General features: G+C 68.5%; 6 protein-coding genes. 1 reads left to right on the top strand and 5 read right to left on the bottom strand.

The features are described from left to right. Window positions 1-24 precede the first annotated feature (24 nt). Window positions 25-3,351: a glycosyl hydrolase gene (locus HMF7854_RS07165; protein WP_126718470.1), complete on the top strand. Its 3,327-nt coding sequence runs from the start codon at window positions 25-27 to the stop codon at window positions 3,349-3,351. A 70-nt stretch (window positions 3,352-3,421) separates the two neighbouring features. Here the strand turns inward: HMF7854_RS07165 and HMF7854_RS07160 are convergent, their stop codons facing one another. The 5 genes from HMF7854_RS07160 to HMF7854_RS07140 all read right to left on the bottom strand — a co-directional run bounded on the left by HMF7854_RS07160 (window position 3,422) and on the right by HMF7854_RS07140 (window position 15,697). Beyond that, window positions 3,422-4,582, bottom strand: coding sequence for an acyltransferase family protein (locus HMF7854_RS07160; RefSeq protein WP_185829199.1), 1,161 nt, complete (start codon window positions 4,580-4,582; stop codon window positions 3,422-3,424). A gap of 561 nt (window positions 4,583-5,143) precedes the next feature. Further along, window positions 5,144-6,469: an MFS transporter gene (locus HMF7854_RS07155; RefSeq protein WP_126718468.1), complete on the bottom strand. Its 1,326-nt coding sequence runs from the start codon at window positions 6,467-6,469 to the stop codon at window positions 5,144-5,146. Then, window positions 6,466-9,510: a glycosyl hydrolase family 28-related protein gene (locus HMF7854_RS07150; RefSeq protein WP_126718467.1), complete on the bottom strand. Its 3,045-nt coding sequence runs from the start codon at window positions 9,508-9,510 to the stop codon at window positions 6,466-6,468. The genes HMF7854_RS07155 and HMF7854_RS07150 overlap by 4 nt, the downstream gene beginning before the upstream one ends. A 54-nt stretch (window positions 9,511-9,564) precedes the next feature. Beyond that, window positions 9,565-12,582: a TonB-dependent receptor plug domain-containing protein gene (locus HMF7854_RS07145; protein WP_185829198.1), complete on the bottom strand. Its 3,018-nt coding sequence runs from the start codon at window positions 12,580-12,582 to the stop codon at window positions 9,565-9,567. Between the two features lie 109 nt (window positions 12,583-12,691). Beyond that, entirely contained in the window at window positions 12,692-15,697 is a 3,006-nt protein-coding gene (locus tag HMF7854_RS07140; protein WP_126718466.1) for a glycosyl hydrolase family 28-related protein, read from the bottom strand. Between the last annotated feature and the right edge of the window lie 96 nt (window positions 15,698-15,793).

The following is a 15,793-nucleotide window of genomic DNA, read 5'->3' as shown; positions in this document are numbered from 1 at the left end:
TCCCCTCTCCCCTGGGAACCGTCCATGAAGCCGATCCTTGCCCGACTGACCGCCGCGCTGCTGCTCGCCTCCGCCTCCGTCCCGGCGCTCGCCGACGATCTCGCCGCGGGCTTCGCCAACCCGCCGCAAAGCGCCCGGCCGCGGGTCTGGTGGCACTGGATGAACGGCAACATCAGCAAGGACGGGATCGCCAAGGACATGGCGTGGATGAAGCGCGTCGGGATCGGCGGGCTGCAGAATTTCGACGTCAATCTCGCCACGCCGCAGGTCGTGCCCAAGCGGCTGGTCTACATGCACGACGACTGGAAGGACGCGTTCCGCTTCGCCGCGCAGCAGGCCGAGGCGAACGGGCTCGAGCTGGCGATCGCATCCTCGCCGGGCTGGTCGGAGACGGGCGGCCCATGGGTCCCGGCGGCGGACGGGCTGAAGAAGCTGGTATGGAGCGAGACGGTTGTCGCGGGCGGTCGCCCGGTCGGCCGCCTGCCCGCCCCGCCGAGCGTCACCGGCGCCTTCCAGGCGCTGCCGTTCGGCGACCCGCTAACGGCGCTCGGCGGCGACAAGCCGTTCGTCCCGCCGACCCATTATGCCGATGTCCGGGTGCTCGCCTTCCCCCTCGCCGGCGTCGCGGTGGACGAGCGAGCACCGGCCCTCGTCGGCGGCGGCGATCCGTCGATCCTCGGCGCAACGCCGGCCGAGCGCGGCCTGACGGTCGCCAAGGGCGGCGCGGTGACGCTCGACTATGGCGCGCCGCGCACCATCCGCTCGGCGACCCTGTTCCTCCCGGGCGCCAAGACGATGTTCGCGGCGCCCTCGGTGTCGCCGCGGTTGGAGGCGAGCGACGACGGTCGCAGCTGGCGTGCGGTCGCCGACATCGCGGTCACCGAGGTGCCGACCACGGTCAGCTTCGCGCCGGTCTCCGCGCGCTACTTCCGGGTGCTGATGGCGCCGGTCCAGGGCGGCTCGGCCAACATGGGCGAGCCCGCGCCCGGGGTCGACTTCGCCGCGCTCCCGCCGATGTTCGGGCCCGCCGGCGACAAGGGCGTCAGCGTCGGCCAGCTCCACCTCTCCGGCGAGGCCCGGGTCGACCAGTATGAGCGCAAGGCCGGGTTCGCGATCGTCCCCGACTATTACGCGCTCAGCCGGGGCGTCGCGGACGAGCCGGGCTTCGACCCGCGCTCGGTGATCGACGTCAGCGAGCGGCTGCGCCCCGACGGCACGCTCGACTGGACCCCGCCCGCGGGGCGCTGGCGGATCGTCCGGCTTGGCTCCTCGCTGCTCGGCACCACCAACCATCCCGCGCCGGCCGAGGCCACCGGGCTTGAGGTCGACAAGTTCGATCGCGCCGCGGTTCGCCGCTACCTCGACCATTATCTCGCCATGTACCGCGACGCGGCGGGACCGGGGCTGCTCGGCGCCCGGGGCGTGCGCGCCATGCTCAACGATTCGATCGAGGTTGGCGCGGCGAACTGGACCCCGGCGATGCTCGCCGACTTCCGTCGCCTGCGCGGCTACGACCCGACGCCCTGGCTGCCGGCGCTGACCGGGACGATCGTCGGCTCGCGCGCCGCCAGCGACCGGTTCCTCTACGATTATCGCCGGACGCTCGCCGACCTGATGACCTCGTCGCATTATGCGACCGTCGCCGAGGTCGCGCATGCCAACGGGCTGAAACTCTATGGCGAGGCGCTCGAGGACCATCGCCCGTCGCTTGGCGACGACATGGCGATGCGCAGCCACACCGACGTGCCGATGTCGGCGCTATGGACCTACGGCAGGGCCGGTCCGAACCCGTCGCACATCGCCGACATGAAGGGCGCGGCGTCGGTGGCGCATCTCTACGGCCAAAACCTAGTTGCAGCCGAATCGATGACCGCGGCACTCCAGCCGTGGAACTTTGCGCCGCACGACCTGCGCAAGTTCATCGACCTCGAGTTCGCCACCGGGGTCAACCGCCCGGTGATCCACACCTCGGTGCACCAGCCGGTCGACGACAAGGTCCCCGGGCTTTCGCTGTTCATCTTCGGCCAATATTTCAACCGACACGAGAGCTGGGCCGAGCTCGCCAGGCCATGGGTCGACTACATGGCGCGCAGCAGCTTCCTGCTGCAGCAGGGCCGCAACGTTGCCGACGTCGCGTACTTCTACGGGGAGGAGGCGCCGCTCACCGCGCTTTACGGCGACCAGCCGGTGGCCGACGCGCCGACCCGCTACGCCTATGATTTCGCCGGCGCCGACGCGGTGATGAACCATCTGCGGGTCGAGAACGGCGAGCTGGTATCGACCGGCGGCGCGCGCTACCGGCTGCTCTATCTTGGCGGGTCGAGCCCACGCATGACCCTGGCCATGCTGGAGAAGCTCGCCGCGCTGGCGGAGCAGGGCGCCACGGTGGTCGGCCTCGCGCCCACCTCCTCTCCCGGTCTCGGCGACGACCCCGCCCGCTACGCCGCGCTGGTCCGCCGGCTATGGAGCGGCCAGCCGGTGACCCGTGTCGGCGCTGGCCGGGTGGTTGCCTCGAGCGACGTCGAGCAGGCGCTCGCCGGCATCGGCGTTCAGCCCGACTTCGTCCCCGGGGGCGCCCCCGACAGCCGGCTACTCTTCGTCCACCGCAAGCTCGCCGACGGCGACGCCTATTTCGTCAGCAACCGGCTGGGCCGTGCCGAGACGCTCGCCGCGCGATTTCGGGTGACCGGCAAGGCGCCGGAGATCTGGCGCGCCGACACCGGCACCAGCGAGCCCGCGAGCTACCGGGTCGAGCAGGGGGTGACGCTGGTTCCGCTCACGCTGGCGCCGGAGGACAGCGTCTTCATCGTCTTCCGCAAGCCCGCCGCCGCGCCCTCGCGCACCGTGCCGACGCCGCGCCGAGTCACGCTCGCGACGCTCTCGGACGGCTGGTCGGTCGCCTTCCAGCCGGGCCGCGGCGCGGCCGCGCAGCTCCGCCTTGCCGCGCTCGGCCGGCTCAACGAACAGGCTGACCCCGGCGTGAAGTATTTCTCGGGCATCGCGACCTACAGCCGAAGCTTCACCGTTCCGCGCGGGGTGCGGCCCGGGCGTCCCCTGTTGCTCGATCTCGGCCGAGTCTGCGACATCGCGGAGGTGACCGTGAATGGCCGGCTGGTCGGAAGCGCCTGGCATGCGCCGTGGCAGATCGACATCGGCAAGGCGGTGCGGCCCGGCACCAACCGACTGTCGATCCGGGTCGCCAACCTGTGGGTCAACCGGCTGATCGGCGACGCGCAGCCGGGCGTCACGCGCAAGATCAGCTGGACCGCCATGCCGACCTACCGCGCCGACGCTCCGCTGCGACCCTCTGGACTGATCGGGCCGGTCTCGCTGCTCGGCGACGTGCGTTAGGGCCTCCCCTTCATCAGTCGACCGACGATCGCCAGGTTCGAGAGTGATCCGCGGTCGCGCCGGAAAACAACTAGGGCGCGACCTCCAGCTCCGCCGGGGGCAGCCCGCGTTGCTGGGTGAGCTCCCTAGCGATCCGCTTGCCGGTCGCGATCATCGGCTTCTCGATGCCGACGAAACAGGCTGCCGTCAGCGGAGCGATGATCACGGAGGCGAGCGGCATGGCCACCAGGAACGCGTCGGCAGATATGCTTGGCACAAGCGGTTGGCCTGCGGTGAAGATGGCGAAGAGCACGATTCCGTGAAGGAGGTAGATCCCGAACGAGCACTCCCCGAGCACCAGCCAGTTCGGCTTTCCCAGTGTCGTGAACAGGCGGTTGCCGCACGCGACGCAGACGAAGAAGAAGCTGAAGAGCGGCAGCGAGGCATAATAGGGTAGCGGCGTGGTCAACGCGCCGACAACCAGCCCGATAGTGGCGGCTATTCCGACCGGGCGAGCGGTCAGGATGCGGCGCAAGGCTGGCGATCGGCTGGCCTCGAACGCCAGCATGCCGACCGCGAACAGGGGTAGGAAGGTGGCATGCTTTTCGACCTGATCGACTAGGCGGAAACCGGCTGTTGCGACCAGCAATCCCGCGGGTACCGTCCAACTTGGGAAGCGGAGCGCGCGGGCAATATCCATCGCAACGGCCGATAGCGGCAGCACGAAAAGATAGAAGGCCCACTCATATTTGAGCGACCAAAGGACATAGGCGTTGATCCGGCCGCTGTCGGCGAGACCGCCGAGGTTCGGCTCACCCCAGGTCGCCACCCAGAGGAGCATCTGCCCGCCATAATCGCCGATGTCGTGGCTCCCGCCTAGGAACAGGAAGCTGATCACGGCCGCGGCAACGGTCGACACGATGACGAGCGGAAGAATGCGGAAGGCACGGCTGACCAGCACGGTGATCCAGGACGTGTCACGGAAGCCGTTCAGAACCCGAGGGTAGAAGACGAACCCAGTGGTCATAAAGAAGAGCCCGACCGCGCCAGCGCCAAGTTGGTTCAGAAGTGCAATCGATGGTGCTTCCCAGGGTGCCGCAAAATACTGGATTTGCATCCACAGAAAGAAATGATGGATGACGACGCTCATTGCGAGCAGCCCGCGCAATCCGTCGATCCGGCCGAGGCGCGAAGAGGGTTCGGGCAGAGGAAAGCCGCGGCGGACCAGCGTGCCAGCGGCAAGATAGGCCAAGGCAATCGAAACAAGCGCTGAAAACGCGAACAACCACAGATTTAGAGCATGAGGCATGGCTTGCTGTAGCGGGCGCCGGGAACATCGCCAAATCTGAGCGCATCCTGCGGAAGATGAGTGAGCTAACAGGCCTTCTTGAGCAAGATTGCGCCGCTCTGTGCCTCGCGTTTTATTTGCAGGTAAGCGGCGTTATGGAGCATTAATTTTAACCGCGTGTCGTGAAGTTCCATTGTTTTTGCACAGCAGCCATTGCCGTCTCTTCCCGCTCCTACCTTTCCTCACCTTTGGCCGCCGGTTCAAAGAAACCGGCGAGCGACCGGTCGGCGGGGGGAATGGTGGACTGTTCCCACTGACACAGCTGCGGCTGCCACTGGCAGAGGACGGCGGCCTGGTCGGGGGTGGCGTGGGTGACGGCGAGCTCGACGTTGGCCCGAAGGCTCGGAGGGAGAGAAGGCGGGGGTCGCGACCGGTCATGGCTGAAGGCCTAAGCTTTCCGCCGCGGCCTGCCCTAACCTAAGCAGCAGACCGCCCGGATCTTCGATCAGCGGTGGAACTGGCCCGTCACGCCGCGGCGCGCGGGAGCCGGCGCTCGACCAGTAGGACCATCACCCCTGCCGCCGCCAGGCAGGCGGCGAGGAACAGCATCGGCGCCAGATTGCTGCCGGTCTGGTCGTGGATCTTCGGCACCACCGTCTGCGCGACGAAGCCGCCGAGATTGCCGACCGAGTTGATGGCCGCGAACCCCGCCGCCGCCCGCGCCCCGCTGAGGAAGCGCGGCGGCAGGGTCCAGAACACCGGCTGGCCGGAGAAGATCGCCGGCGCGGCGATGCACAGCATGGCGAACTGCAGCACCGGCCCCTTCACCAGCACGCTGAGTAGCAGCGCCAGCGCGCCGACGAAGGCCGGCCCGGCGATGTGCCAGCGCTGGTCCTCGAAGCGGGCGCCGTGCCGCGGCACCCACCACAGCGCGAGCCCGACAAGCGTCCAGGGAATGACGTTGATGAAGCCGTTGGCGGTGTTCGATACGCCAAACCCCTTGACGATCGTCGGCAGCCAATAGCTGAGCCCATAGGCCGCGAGTGGGAAGCCGATGTAGGCAACGCAAAGCAGGAGGACACGCGGATCGGCCAGCGCGCGCACCGGATTGCCCTCGCGCTCGGACGCCTCCGGATGCTCGCGCGCCAGTGTGTCGGCGAGCCATCGCTTCTGTTCTGCGCCGAGCCAGCGGGCCTGGTCGGGCCGGCTCGGCAGGAGCAGCAGGACCACGGGCGCGAGCAGCACCGCCGGGATGCCGGTGGCGAGGAAAACCCACTGCCAGCCGCGCAGGTGCAGGGTCCCGTCGAAGTCGAGCAGCACCCCGCCGATCGCCGCCCCAACCGCATTGGCGACCGCGCTCGCCAGCATGAACGAGCCCACCGCCCGGCCGCGGTAGGCGTGCGGGAACCACAAGGTCAGGACGTAGAGGACGCCGGGGAAGAAGCCGGCCTCGGCGAGCCCGAGAAGGAGGCGGAGCAGGTAGAACATGGTCGGGCTGGAGGTGAAGCCGAGCAGGACGGTGGCGACGCCCCAGCTCGCCATGATCCGAGCGAACCACAGTCGCGCGCCGACCCGCTCCAGCAGCAGGTTGCTCGGCACCTCGAACAGGAAATAGCCGATGAAGAAGAGCGATGCGCCGAGGCCGTACGCCGCTTCGCTCAGCCCGAGGTCGCCGACCATCTGCAGCTTGGCGTAGCTGACGTTCTGCCGGTCGATGTAGGCGACCATGTAGATGAGCCCGAGCAGCGGCATCAGCCGGGCCGAGATCTGCCGGATCGTCGGCCGTTCGAGATCGTCCACGCTTGTGCCCTCCTGCCGGGTCCCGGCGCTCTCGCCCGCGGCGCTGCTCATGGCAGGCGCACCGCGTAGAGCGAGCGATGCGAGAGGGCGTACAGTGTGCGGTTGCCGCTGCCGCCGAAGATCAGCTGCAGCGGCCGTTCGGGAAGGTCGATCCGGCCGAGCGGCTGCCCGTCACGGCTGAACATGTAGATCTGCCCGTTGGCGACGTAGATGCGGCCATCGGGCCCGGCGACGACGCTTTCGCCGCCCCGATTGGCGATCGGCCGAAGGTCGGTGATCGTTCCCTTGGGCCCGACCCGGCCGGCATAGGTCCGGTTCTCCGCCCCGCTGGTCACCAGCACCTCGGCGCCAGGCATCGCAGCGACGAAGCCGTAGCTGTCGAGCGCGTGCGAGAAGCGCATCGCCCGGTAATCGGGCGGCCCCTGCTCGACTACCCGGAAGGCGGGGATTACCACCGAGCCGTCGGGCGAGACATATTCGCGCTCGGTCGGCGTCGCGAGCTCACGCGCGAACAGCTCGGCCAGCGTCGGATACCGGTTAGTGGCGGGATCGAGCTGGTCTCTGAATTCTCCATTCGCCCACCAGTTCGCCGGCAGCGCGACGACCGCGCCCGGGTGCGGCACCGCGGGCGTAGCGGGGATCGGGGTGAGTTCGCTGTCGGGGCTGCCCGGGCGGAAGCTGTAGACCGAGCCCTGTCGCCCGCTCACGGCCTGGACAAGGAGGTTGCCGCTGCGGTCCATCGCGAGGTTGAGCGGGTCGAGCGGCTGGTCGCGGACGATCTCCAGCCGGCGCGCCTCGGACCAGGCATAGATCTTCTGGCGGTGCCGGTCGGCGAAGTAGAGGGTGCCATCGGGTGCGGCGACCGCACCGCCGATCGAGAAGAAGCCGTCGGCCAGCTTGTCGATACGGGCGGTTGTCACCGCCGGCGGCTGGACGGGCGCCGGCTCGCCCGTCAGGTCGAGGACCGCGAACTCACGCTCGCGCACGTCGATTCCGCGGGTGAGGTCGCGGATCGCATTCTCGGACGGGAACCGAGTCAGGCGAAGGAAGGTGAAGCAGCCCACCGGATCGCAGGTGCCGACCCCGCTCTCCCCGTTCACATGCATGTTGCGAAAGCGGATGTCGGTCGAGTTGGCGACGACCACCGCGGCCGGCGCAGGCTGGCGGGTGCGGGTCACCCGATAGCCGTGGTAATTGGCGATCAGCAGGTTGCGGGAGTCTCGGATCGACAGCCCGACGGTGTCGAGCCCCTCGCCCGCCTCCTCCTCGGTCTGCGGGGTGAACAGCTCCCAGTTCGCGGCCCGGTTGAAGGCGAACTCGGTGCGGACATGATGTTCGACCGAGGCCTGGATGATGCGCCCGGGCGTGCTGGTGTCGGAAACGTAGATGCCCGGGTCGGCGTAGGTGTTGGGGCTCCAGACGTTGAAGATGGTGCCGCCGCCTCCGTTGGTCACCCACAGGCTGGCATATTGCCCGCCCCAGCGCTTGGCCGGGTCGGGATCCCCGCTGGCGGTCGCGTCGTAGGGATTGAAGCGGGTTCCGTCGAACAGGTCGGTGCCGTGCCCGCCTTGGAACTTGACGTCGCTGATCTGGGACCGTTCCCCCGCCATCCAGTAGAGGCCGGTCGCGCGCGGATTGGTGCCGCCAGTGGCGAGCCCAAGCCCGCTGACGATCGCGTCGCCGCCTTTCGCCGACTGCAGCAGCGGGCGCGGGGTGCCGAGACCCTGGAAGGCAGGCGCATGCTCGGGCAGCAGGATCTGGGTGAGGCCGGGATGGAGCCCGATGAGGACGCTGTCATGGCGCAGCCGCAGCGTATCGCTGACCCGGTAGAAGCCGGCGGGGAAATAGACCACGCGGTGGGCGTCGATGGCCGCCTGGATCGCGGCACGGTCATCGGTCCGGTCGTCGCCCTTGGCCCCAAGCGTACGGACGTTCGCCCAGGTCGAGGGTGGCGGGAGCGGGCGGAGAACGGGGGCGACAGGACGCGGCCGGCTCGCCATTGGCTCGGCACGGAACAGGCTCTTGTACTCGCCCTCTCCCGTCGGCGACGGAAGGGTCAGGCCGTAGCTGAACGAGGCCACCCGATAGGTGCGGGCCGGGGCCGCTTCGACCCTCCCGCTGTCGCGATAGCGGACGAAGTTGGGCGTGCCGGTGGCGACGACATCCTCGAAGCCGACCTGGGTGTAGACATTCTTCTCGTTGGAGATGACCACTCCGGCCGAGGCGACCCGGTCGAAGCGGACGCCCTTGCCGAACAGCCAGTCGCCGTAGCCGCGATCGACCTCGATCCCGACCGGCGTGTCGCGGAAGCTGACGTTGAGCAGGGTCAGCCCCGCCTCATGCTCGCGGATCGCCGCGTCACGCTGCCCCTCGAAGCTGGAGTCGACCAGCGCGAAGCCCCACGCCGGCGAGGGCTTCTCGGTGACGATGCCGTAGCGGCCGCCGCGGAAATGGAGGTCCTCGCCCGCATTGCCGACCTGATAGAGGCCGGCAAACCCCGAGCCGAGATCGAAGTCGGCGTGGCTGACGAAGCTATGTTGGGCCGAGTGGAAGCGGATCGCCGCCGCCGCCGGGTTCCCCGCCCCGATGCGGAAATCGATGTTGCTGAGCGCCGAGTAGAAGGTGCCGGGATTGGCGTCGGCAAGATCCTTGTCGAACGGAACACTGCCGGGCGGCGGGAACGGGACAGGGCGACGCGGACTGGTTTCGCTCCCGGGACGCGCGCCGGCGAAGATCACCATGTTGGCGATCCCCTGCTGGAAGCCGGGCGTATGGTCGCCGAGGACCAGCGTCGGCCGCCGCTTGCCGATGCCGAGCAGCCGGACGCCGGGCCACAGCAGGATCGTCCGGCTGATCCGGTAGCGGCCGGCCGGGAGGAACACGATCCCGCCCCCGCCCCGGCTCGCCGCCTGGTCGATCGCCTGCTGGATCGCTCCGCTGTCGTCCGCGACCCCGTTGCCCACCCCGGCCACTCGCACTGCGCGGGGGTCGTCCGGAAGGCTGGTCAGCACCGACGGCGAGGCTAGGGCTGGCCCAGCCTGCACGCACAGGGTTCCAGCGGCGAGGACCGCGACGGCGATGCTTCCTGCCACTCGACCCACGCTCACCCTTCCCGTCACCCCGCCTCCTGTCCTTACGTCACGCGGTCAGAAATTGAAGCGCAGACCGACGCGGTAGATCCGGCCGAGCGTGTCGTAGAGCGCCGGGTTCACGTCCAGCCCGGTGTTGGTCTGGGGCGCCGGCGCCGGGTCATGATCGAACACATTGTCGACCTTGAAGAAGGCGGTGAAGTTGCGGTTGAGGTTATAGGAGCCGCCGACGTCCAGGTAGAAGGCACCCTTCATCTTGTTGAAGTCGATGGTGGGATTGTTCACCGTCGAAACCGGGCAGCCCGTCTGGCAGACGACATACTGGTGGCCGAACACGCCATCGCTGAACCAGCGCTCCTGCGCGGTCAGGCTGAACTTGTCGGTCGTGTAGCTCTGGATCGCCAGCCACTTCCAGTCCGGCGTCGCGCCGGTGTTCACGCCGGCTTGGTCGTTCGGAATGGTGTTGGGGATGCCCGCGTTGACGATGAACTTGTAGATATGGGTCCCGAGCGCGCGGACGGTGAAGTTGCCGGGCAGCCCGAGCGGCCGGTTCCACTGATAGCTCGCCTCGATGTTCAGCCCGCTGGTGACCCACGAAGCCAGGTTGAAGGATTGAACGTTGACGAAGTTCGGCCCCGTTGTGTTGTGCAGGTTGAAGGCGCCGCAGGTAGTCGGGTCGCCGGCGAAGCAGAGATTGACGATCTGCTGCGCCGACAGGCTCGAGATCACGTCCTTCAGCTTGATGTGGTAATAGTCGACCGAGACGCTGAAGCCGGGCAGCCAGGCCGGCCGTGACAGCACCACGCCCAGCTCGGTATCGCGCGCCGTCTCGGGCCGCAGCGCCGAGTTGCCGATCGTGCTCTGGATGATTGAAACCTGGGTGTTGGTAAACGGGTCGGTGAAGTTGGGGACGGTCGTCGTCACCGGCGCCGCGAACAGTTCTGACAGGTTCGGCGCGCGGATGTCGCGCGAGGTGACGCCGCGGAAGCGGATCCCCGACCAGGGTGTCTGCCAGGTACCGCCCAGCTTCCACGCCCAGATTGTGCCCGACGTGCTGTAGTGGGTGCGCCGGGCGGCGGCGTTGAAATTGGCCCGGCCGATCGCCTGATTGTCCCACAGCGGCAGGTTCATCTCGGCGAAGCCTTCGTACACGGTGTAGCGGCCGCGTCCGTTCTTGTAGTTGCCGGCGTACCAGTTGCTGCCGTTGACCGTGTTCAGCAGCGGGTCGGCGGGATAGTCGCTGTCGTTCGGGCTGATGGTGGTGACGCCCGCGCCATAGGGGTCGGCGTTGACCCGGTAGAACTCGCGCCGCCACTCCGCGCCGAAGGCCAGCGAGAGCGGTCCCGCCCACAGCTTCAGCGGCTCGCCCGAGAAGGCGATCGAGGCCACGTCCTGCGTCTGCTTGGTGTGCTGGAACGGTCCGGCTTCGGGCGCGATATAGGCCAGCGTCGCGGCGCTCGGCAGCGCGTTCCCGGCGAACAGGTTGAGCGGAACGCAGCCCGACGCGCGCGCCGCCGCGTTGGCGCAGACGATCTGGCCGTTGAGATTGATCGCCTGGATCGCGGCGTTGAAGCGGGGGGTCAGCGTGATGTTGTCGACATTGATGTCGGTGATGTTGAGCCCATGCTCGTAATAGGCGTCGTAGCGCCAGTTGCTCGGTCCCGATCCCAGCTTGCCCTTGAGACCGCCGACGAAGCGATATTGGCGGCGGTCCGTGTGGACCTTGATGTTCGGCAGCTCGGCGTTGCTGGTTCCGAACTGGAAGCTGGTGATCCCCGCGGTTGCGCACTGCTGCTTGATCGATAGCGGCACGAACGGGTTGGCGCACTGGATGGTGAGCCCGGTCTTCGCTGCGCCCGGATTGGGCTGGTTGCTGGTCTTCACCTGCGCAATGTTGGTCGTCAGGTAGATCTCGTTGTCGGGCGCGAAGTCGAAGCCGATGCGCGAGTAGCCGTCGGCCCGCTTCAGCGCTGACTTGAGTGACGCGCCCGAGCCGACCGCGCCCGACAAGTCGCCGCCGACGCAGAAGCCGACGAAGCAGCCGGTGACGTTGCCGCTGTTGTTGTTGCGCTGGGGAACGCCGTTCGAGCCATACTGGAAGTTGAACGGGACGCCGTTGGCGTCGAACGCGATGCCCTGCAGCGGGCCGGCGCTGATCAACCCGTATTTCGCGTACTGGAACGGCTGCGCGTAATCGCGGTAGAGATACTGCGGCAACCCGTTGTTGGTGATGCCAGTGTTGACCAGCGTGGTCGCACGGTGCCAGTCGCGGCTCTTCGCCAGGTCGATCCCGAAGTCGCCGGCGCCGACTCCCTGCTCGTCGTCATATTCGCCGCTGAGGATGACGTGCAGCCGATCGTGCGCGAAGGCGCCGCCCCAGGCGAGCTGCGCCAGCCCCTGCTTGTCGTCGCCGTAGTTGGTGATCCCGCCCTGGACGTTGCCGCGCAGGCCGACGAAGCGGGTATCGGTGATGAAGTTGACCACGCCGCCGACCGCGTCGGAACCGTAGGACGCCGACGCACCGCCGTTGACGATGTCCACGCGCTTGATCAGCAGCTGCGGAAACATGCTGATGTCGGGAACGCCGGTCACGTTCGCGCCGACGACCCGCTGACCGTCGAGCAGGGTCAGCGTACGGATCGTGCCGAGCCCGCGCAGGGAGAAGGAGCTCAGCCCCTGCTGGCCGCTCGAGGTGCTGAAGGTACCGGTGGCGACGCCGGTCGATCCCTGCAACGAGGGCAGCTGCGCAATCGTGTTGAAGATGTTCGGCTGGGCGTTCTTCAGGATCTGGTCCTGGCCGATGATCGTGCTCGGGGTCGGCGCGGTGAAGCCGCTGGTCTGGATGCGCGAACCCGTAACGATAATCTCGTCCGAAGACGTGGGACGGGTCGGCGCGGCCGGCGCGACCAGCTGCGGCGGCGCTGCCGGATCGGCCGACTGAGTCGTCACGGGCACCGTTGCGCTGCCCTGCGGGGTGATCGTCTGCGCGGACGCCGGAGCGGAGATCGCGGCGACGGCAAGGATGCTGGCGCTCGCCAGCATGGCGCGGCGACGATGCGGTGCGGTGATCGGCATATTTGCAGCCCCCTGAAATATGAACTGGCCAGTCCGGTCGGATTGGCCCCTTCCGCCGGGATAGTGCATCGCCCCAACCGCGACACCCACGACCAAAGTCGCGGGCTGGTCAGGTCCGGGCGGCGTACAGCGTGTGGTGGGTGAGGATGAACAGGGTGCGCCCGTCCGCCCCGCCGAAGATCAGCTGCGTGGGCCGCTCGGGAACGTCGATGCGCCCGCTGCTCCGCCCGCTCGCGTCGTAGACGAACACCTGCCCGTTCGCGACATAGACCCGTCCGTCGGGGCCCGCCGCGACACTTTCGCCGCCGCGATCGGCGAAGGGCCGCAAGTCGCCGAGCGTGCCTCCGGCCGCGATCCTGCCGCTGTAGGTCAGGTTCTCCGAGCCGTTGGTGACATAGACCCGGTCGCCGACCGCCCCGCTGACGAAGCCGTTGGCGTTGAGCGCGTCCGACCAGCGCCAGCCGACATGGTCGGTCGGGCCCTGCTGCCAGACGCGGAAGGCCGGCAGCGCGATGCTCCCGTCGGGCGAGACATAGTGCATCGCCTTGGGCGTGCCCGCCTCCGCCGCGAACAGTTGGGCCATGGTGGTGAACGCGTAGCTGCGCTGGTCGAGCTGGTCCCGGAATTCGCCGTTCACCCACCAGTTCACCGGCAGCAACGTGCGCGATCCTGGAGCCGCGCCGGCGGGGGTCGGGCGGATCAGCTGATAGTCGGTGCGGGGACCGTTGGGATCGAAGGAATAGACCGCCCCCTTGGCGCCGAGCGACGACAGGACCAGCAGGTGGCCAGACCGGTCAACGGCCAGGTTCACCGGGTCGAGCGAATGGTCGCGCACCATCTCGAGCCCGCGCATCTCTGTCCATTTGTAGATGCGCTGGAAGCGGCGGTCGATGAAGTAGAGGGTTCCGTCGGCACTGACCGCCGCCCCCGAGATGGAGAAGAAGTCGCCCGCCAGCCGGCGCGGCTCGGGCGTCCCCGACGGCGGCTCCGCCGGCGGCGGCGCGGCGGTGACGTCGAGCGCGGCGAACTCCCGCTCGCGCAGCTTGGCGCCGCTGGTCTGGTCGTCGATGACATTCTCGAACGGATATTTGCTCGCGCGCAGGAAGGTCCCGCAGCCCTCGTCGTCGCACGAGGCGTAGCCGCTCTCGGCGTTCACATGGACGTTGCGGAAGCGCAGGTCGGTGGAGTGAAAGAGCTTCACCGCCATCGGCGCCGGGTGGTAGCTGCGGGTCACGCGATAGGCATGGTAGTTGGCAAGCAGCAGGTTGCGCGAGTTGCGGATCTCGAACGACACCGCGTCGGGGCCGTCGGCGACCTCCTGCTCGGTCTGCGGCGCGAGGAACTCCCAGTTCTGCACATTGTCGAGCACGAACTCGTTGCGCGCATGATGCTCGACCGACACCTCGTAGAGATGCCCCGGCGTGCTGGTGTCGGTGATCGCGAAGCCGGCGGAGGCGAAGGTGTTGGGGCTCCACACGTCGGTGAAGGTGCCGCCGCCGCCGTCGGTCACCCAGATGCTCGGATATTGCGCGTCCATCCGGCCGTCGGCGACCGGATCGCCCGAGCGCGCCTGGAGCGAGCCGAGCGGCTTGGCATCGGCGGTCGGGGTCCCGCCCCCGCCCATGATCTTCACGTCCTCGACCAGGCTGTTCGCGCCCGAGCGCCACAGCAGCGCCGAGGCGCGCTGGTTGACCCGGCCGGTGAACAGGCCGATCCCCGACAGGATGTTGTCGCCGCCGCGCGGCGTCTCGAGGATCGGGACCACCGATCCCGCGCCGGAATGGGCCGGGTTCTCGTCGGGAATGACCAGCTGCGCCAGCGCCGGGTGCATGCCGATCAGCACCGTGTCGGGTTGCAGCCGCAGCGTGGCGGTCACCTTGTAGAAGCCGGCGGGAAAGTAGAGCACGCGGTGGGTGTCGATCGCACGCTGCAGCGCGGCGGTGTCATCGGCGACGAAATCACCCTTCGCGCCGAGCGTCCGGACGTTCACCCACTCGCTGACCGGCGGCGTCGCGCGAACCGCGGGGCTCGCCGGCGCGGGCGCCGCCGCAGGCACGATGTCGGCGAGTGTGCGATACTCGCCCATTCGCCCCAGCGCGGGGACGTGGAGCCCGTAGCTGAACGAGCGGACCGCGTAGGACCGGCCCTTGCCCGCGACCGTCCGCCCGCTGTCGCGGAAGCGCGCGAACACGGGCGTGCGGACGGCGCTCGCCTGGTCGAAGCCGATCTGCGTGAAGACGCGGTTCTCTTGCGAGATCACCACCCCCGCCCGCGACACGTCCTCAAACCGGACGTTCTTGCCCCACAGCGAATCGCTGTAGCCGCGGTCGATGTCGATCCCGACGGGGGTTCGGCGGATCGCCACGTTCACCAGCGTCAGGTCCGCCTCATGCTCGCGGATCGCGGCGCTGCGCTGACCGTCGAAACTGGAATCGATCAGCGTGAACTGCCAGGCGGGCGAGGTCTTCTCGGTGACGATCCCGTAGCGCCCGCCGCGGAAGTGGACATCCTTCATCACGTTGCCGGCCTGGTAGACGCCGGCGAAGGCGGTCCCGAGATCGAAGTCCATGTGGCTGAGGAAGGCGTGCTGGGCCATGCGGAAGCGGATCGCCGCCGCCGCCGGATTGCCTCGGCCGATCAGCACGTCGACATTGCTCATCGACGAGTAGAATGTGCCGGAATTGGCGTCGCGCACGATGCGGTCGCGCGGAACGACGGTCGGCACCGGCACCGGCACCTTGCCGACCTGGTACTGGTCGCCCCCGCCGAACACGACCATGGTTGAGACGCCAGTCTGGAACCCGGGCGTCGCTGGCGCGAGGTAGAGCACCGGCCGGGTCGGGCCGACTCCGTACAGCCGGACGCCCGGCGGCACGACGATCGTTCGCGTCAGCCGGTAGCGGCCGGAAGGAAGATAGACGATCCCGTGCCCGGCCTTGTTCGGCGCGGCATCGAGCGCGGCCTGGAGCGCGGCGCTGTCGTCGGCGCGGCCGTCGCCGACACCCTTGACGACGATCGCCTGCGGCTCGTCCGGGGCGACCGGATAGAAGGAAACGCCCGCCTCGGCCCGGCTGCCGACGATCAGCAAGCCCGTCGCCACTACCACCGCGCGCATCGCCTTCTCCCATGCGGACCGGGGAGCCGCGCTCCCCTCCTTCCGAGCGGTTAGAGCGCACCTGCCGCCCGGTCACCTCCCGACGATGGTCGTAGT

Origin of the sequence: Sphingomonas ginkgonis, from assembly GCF_003970925.1 — a bacterium.
GTDB lineage: Bacteria > Pseudomonadota > Alphaproteobacteria > Sphingomonadales > Sphingomonadaceae > Sphingomicrobium > Sphingomicrobium ginkgonis.
This window is presented reverse-complemented; position numbering and strand designations above follow the sequence as displayed.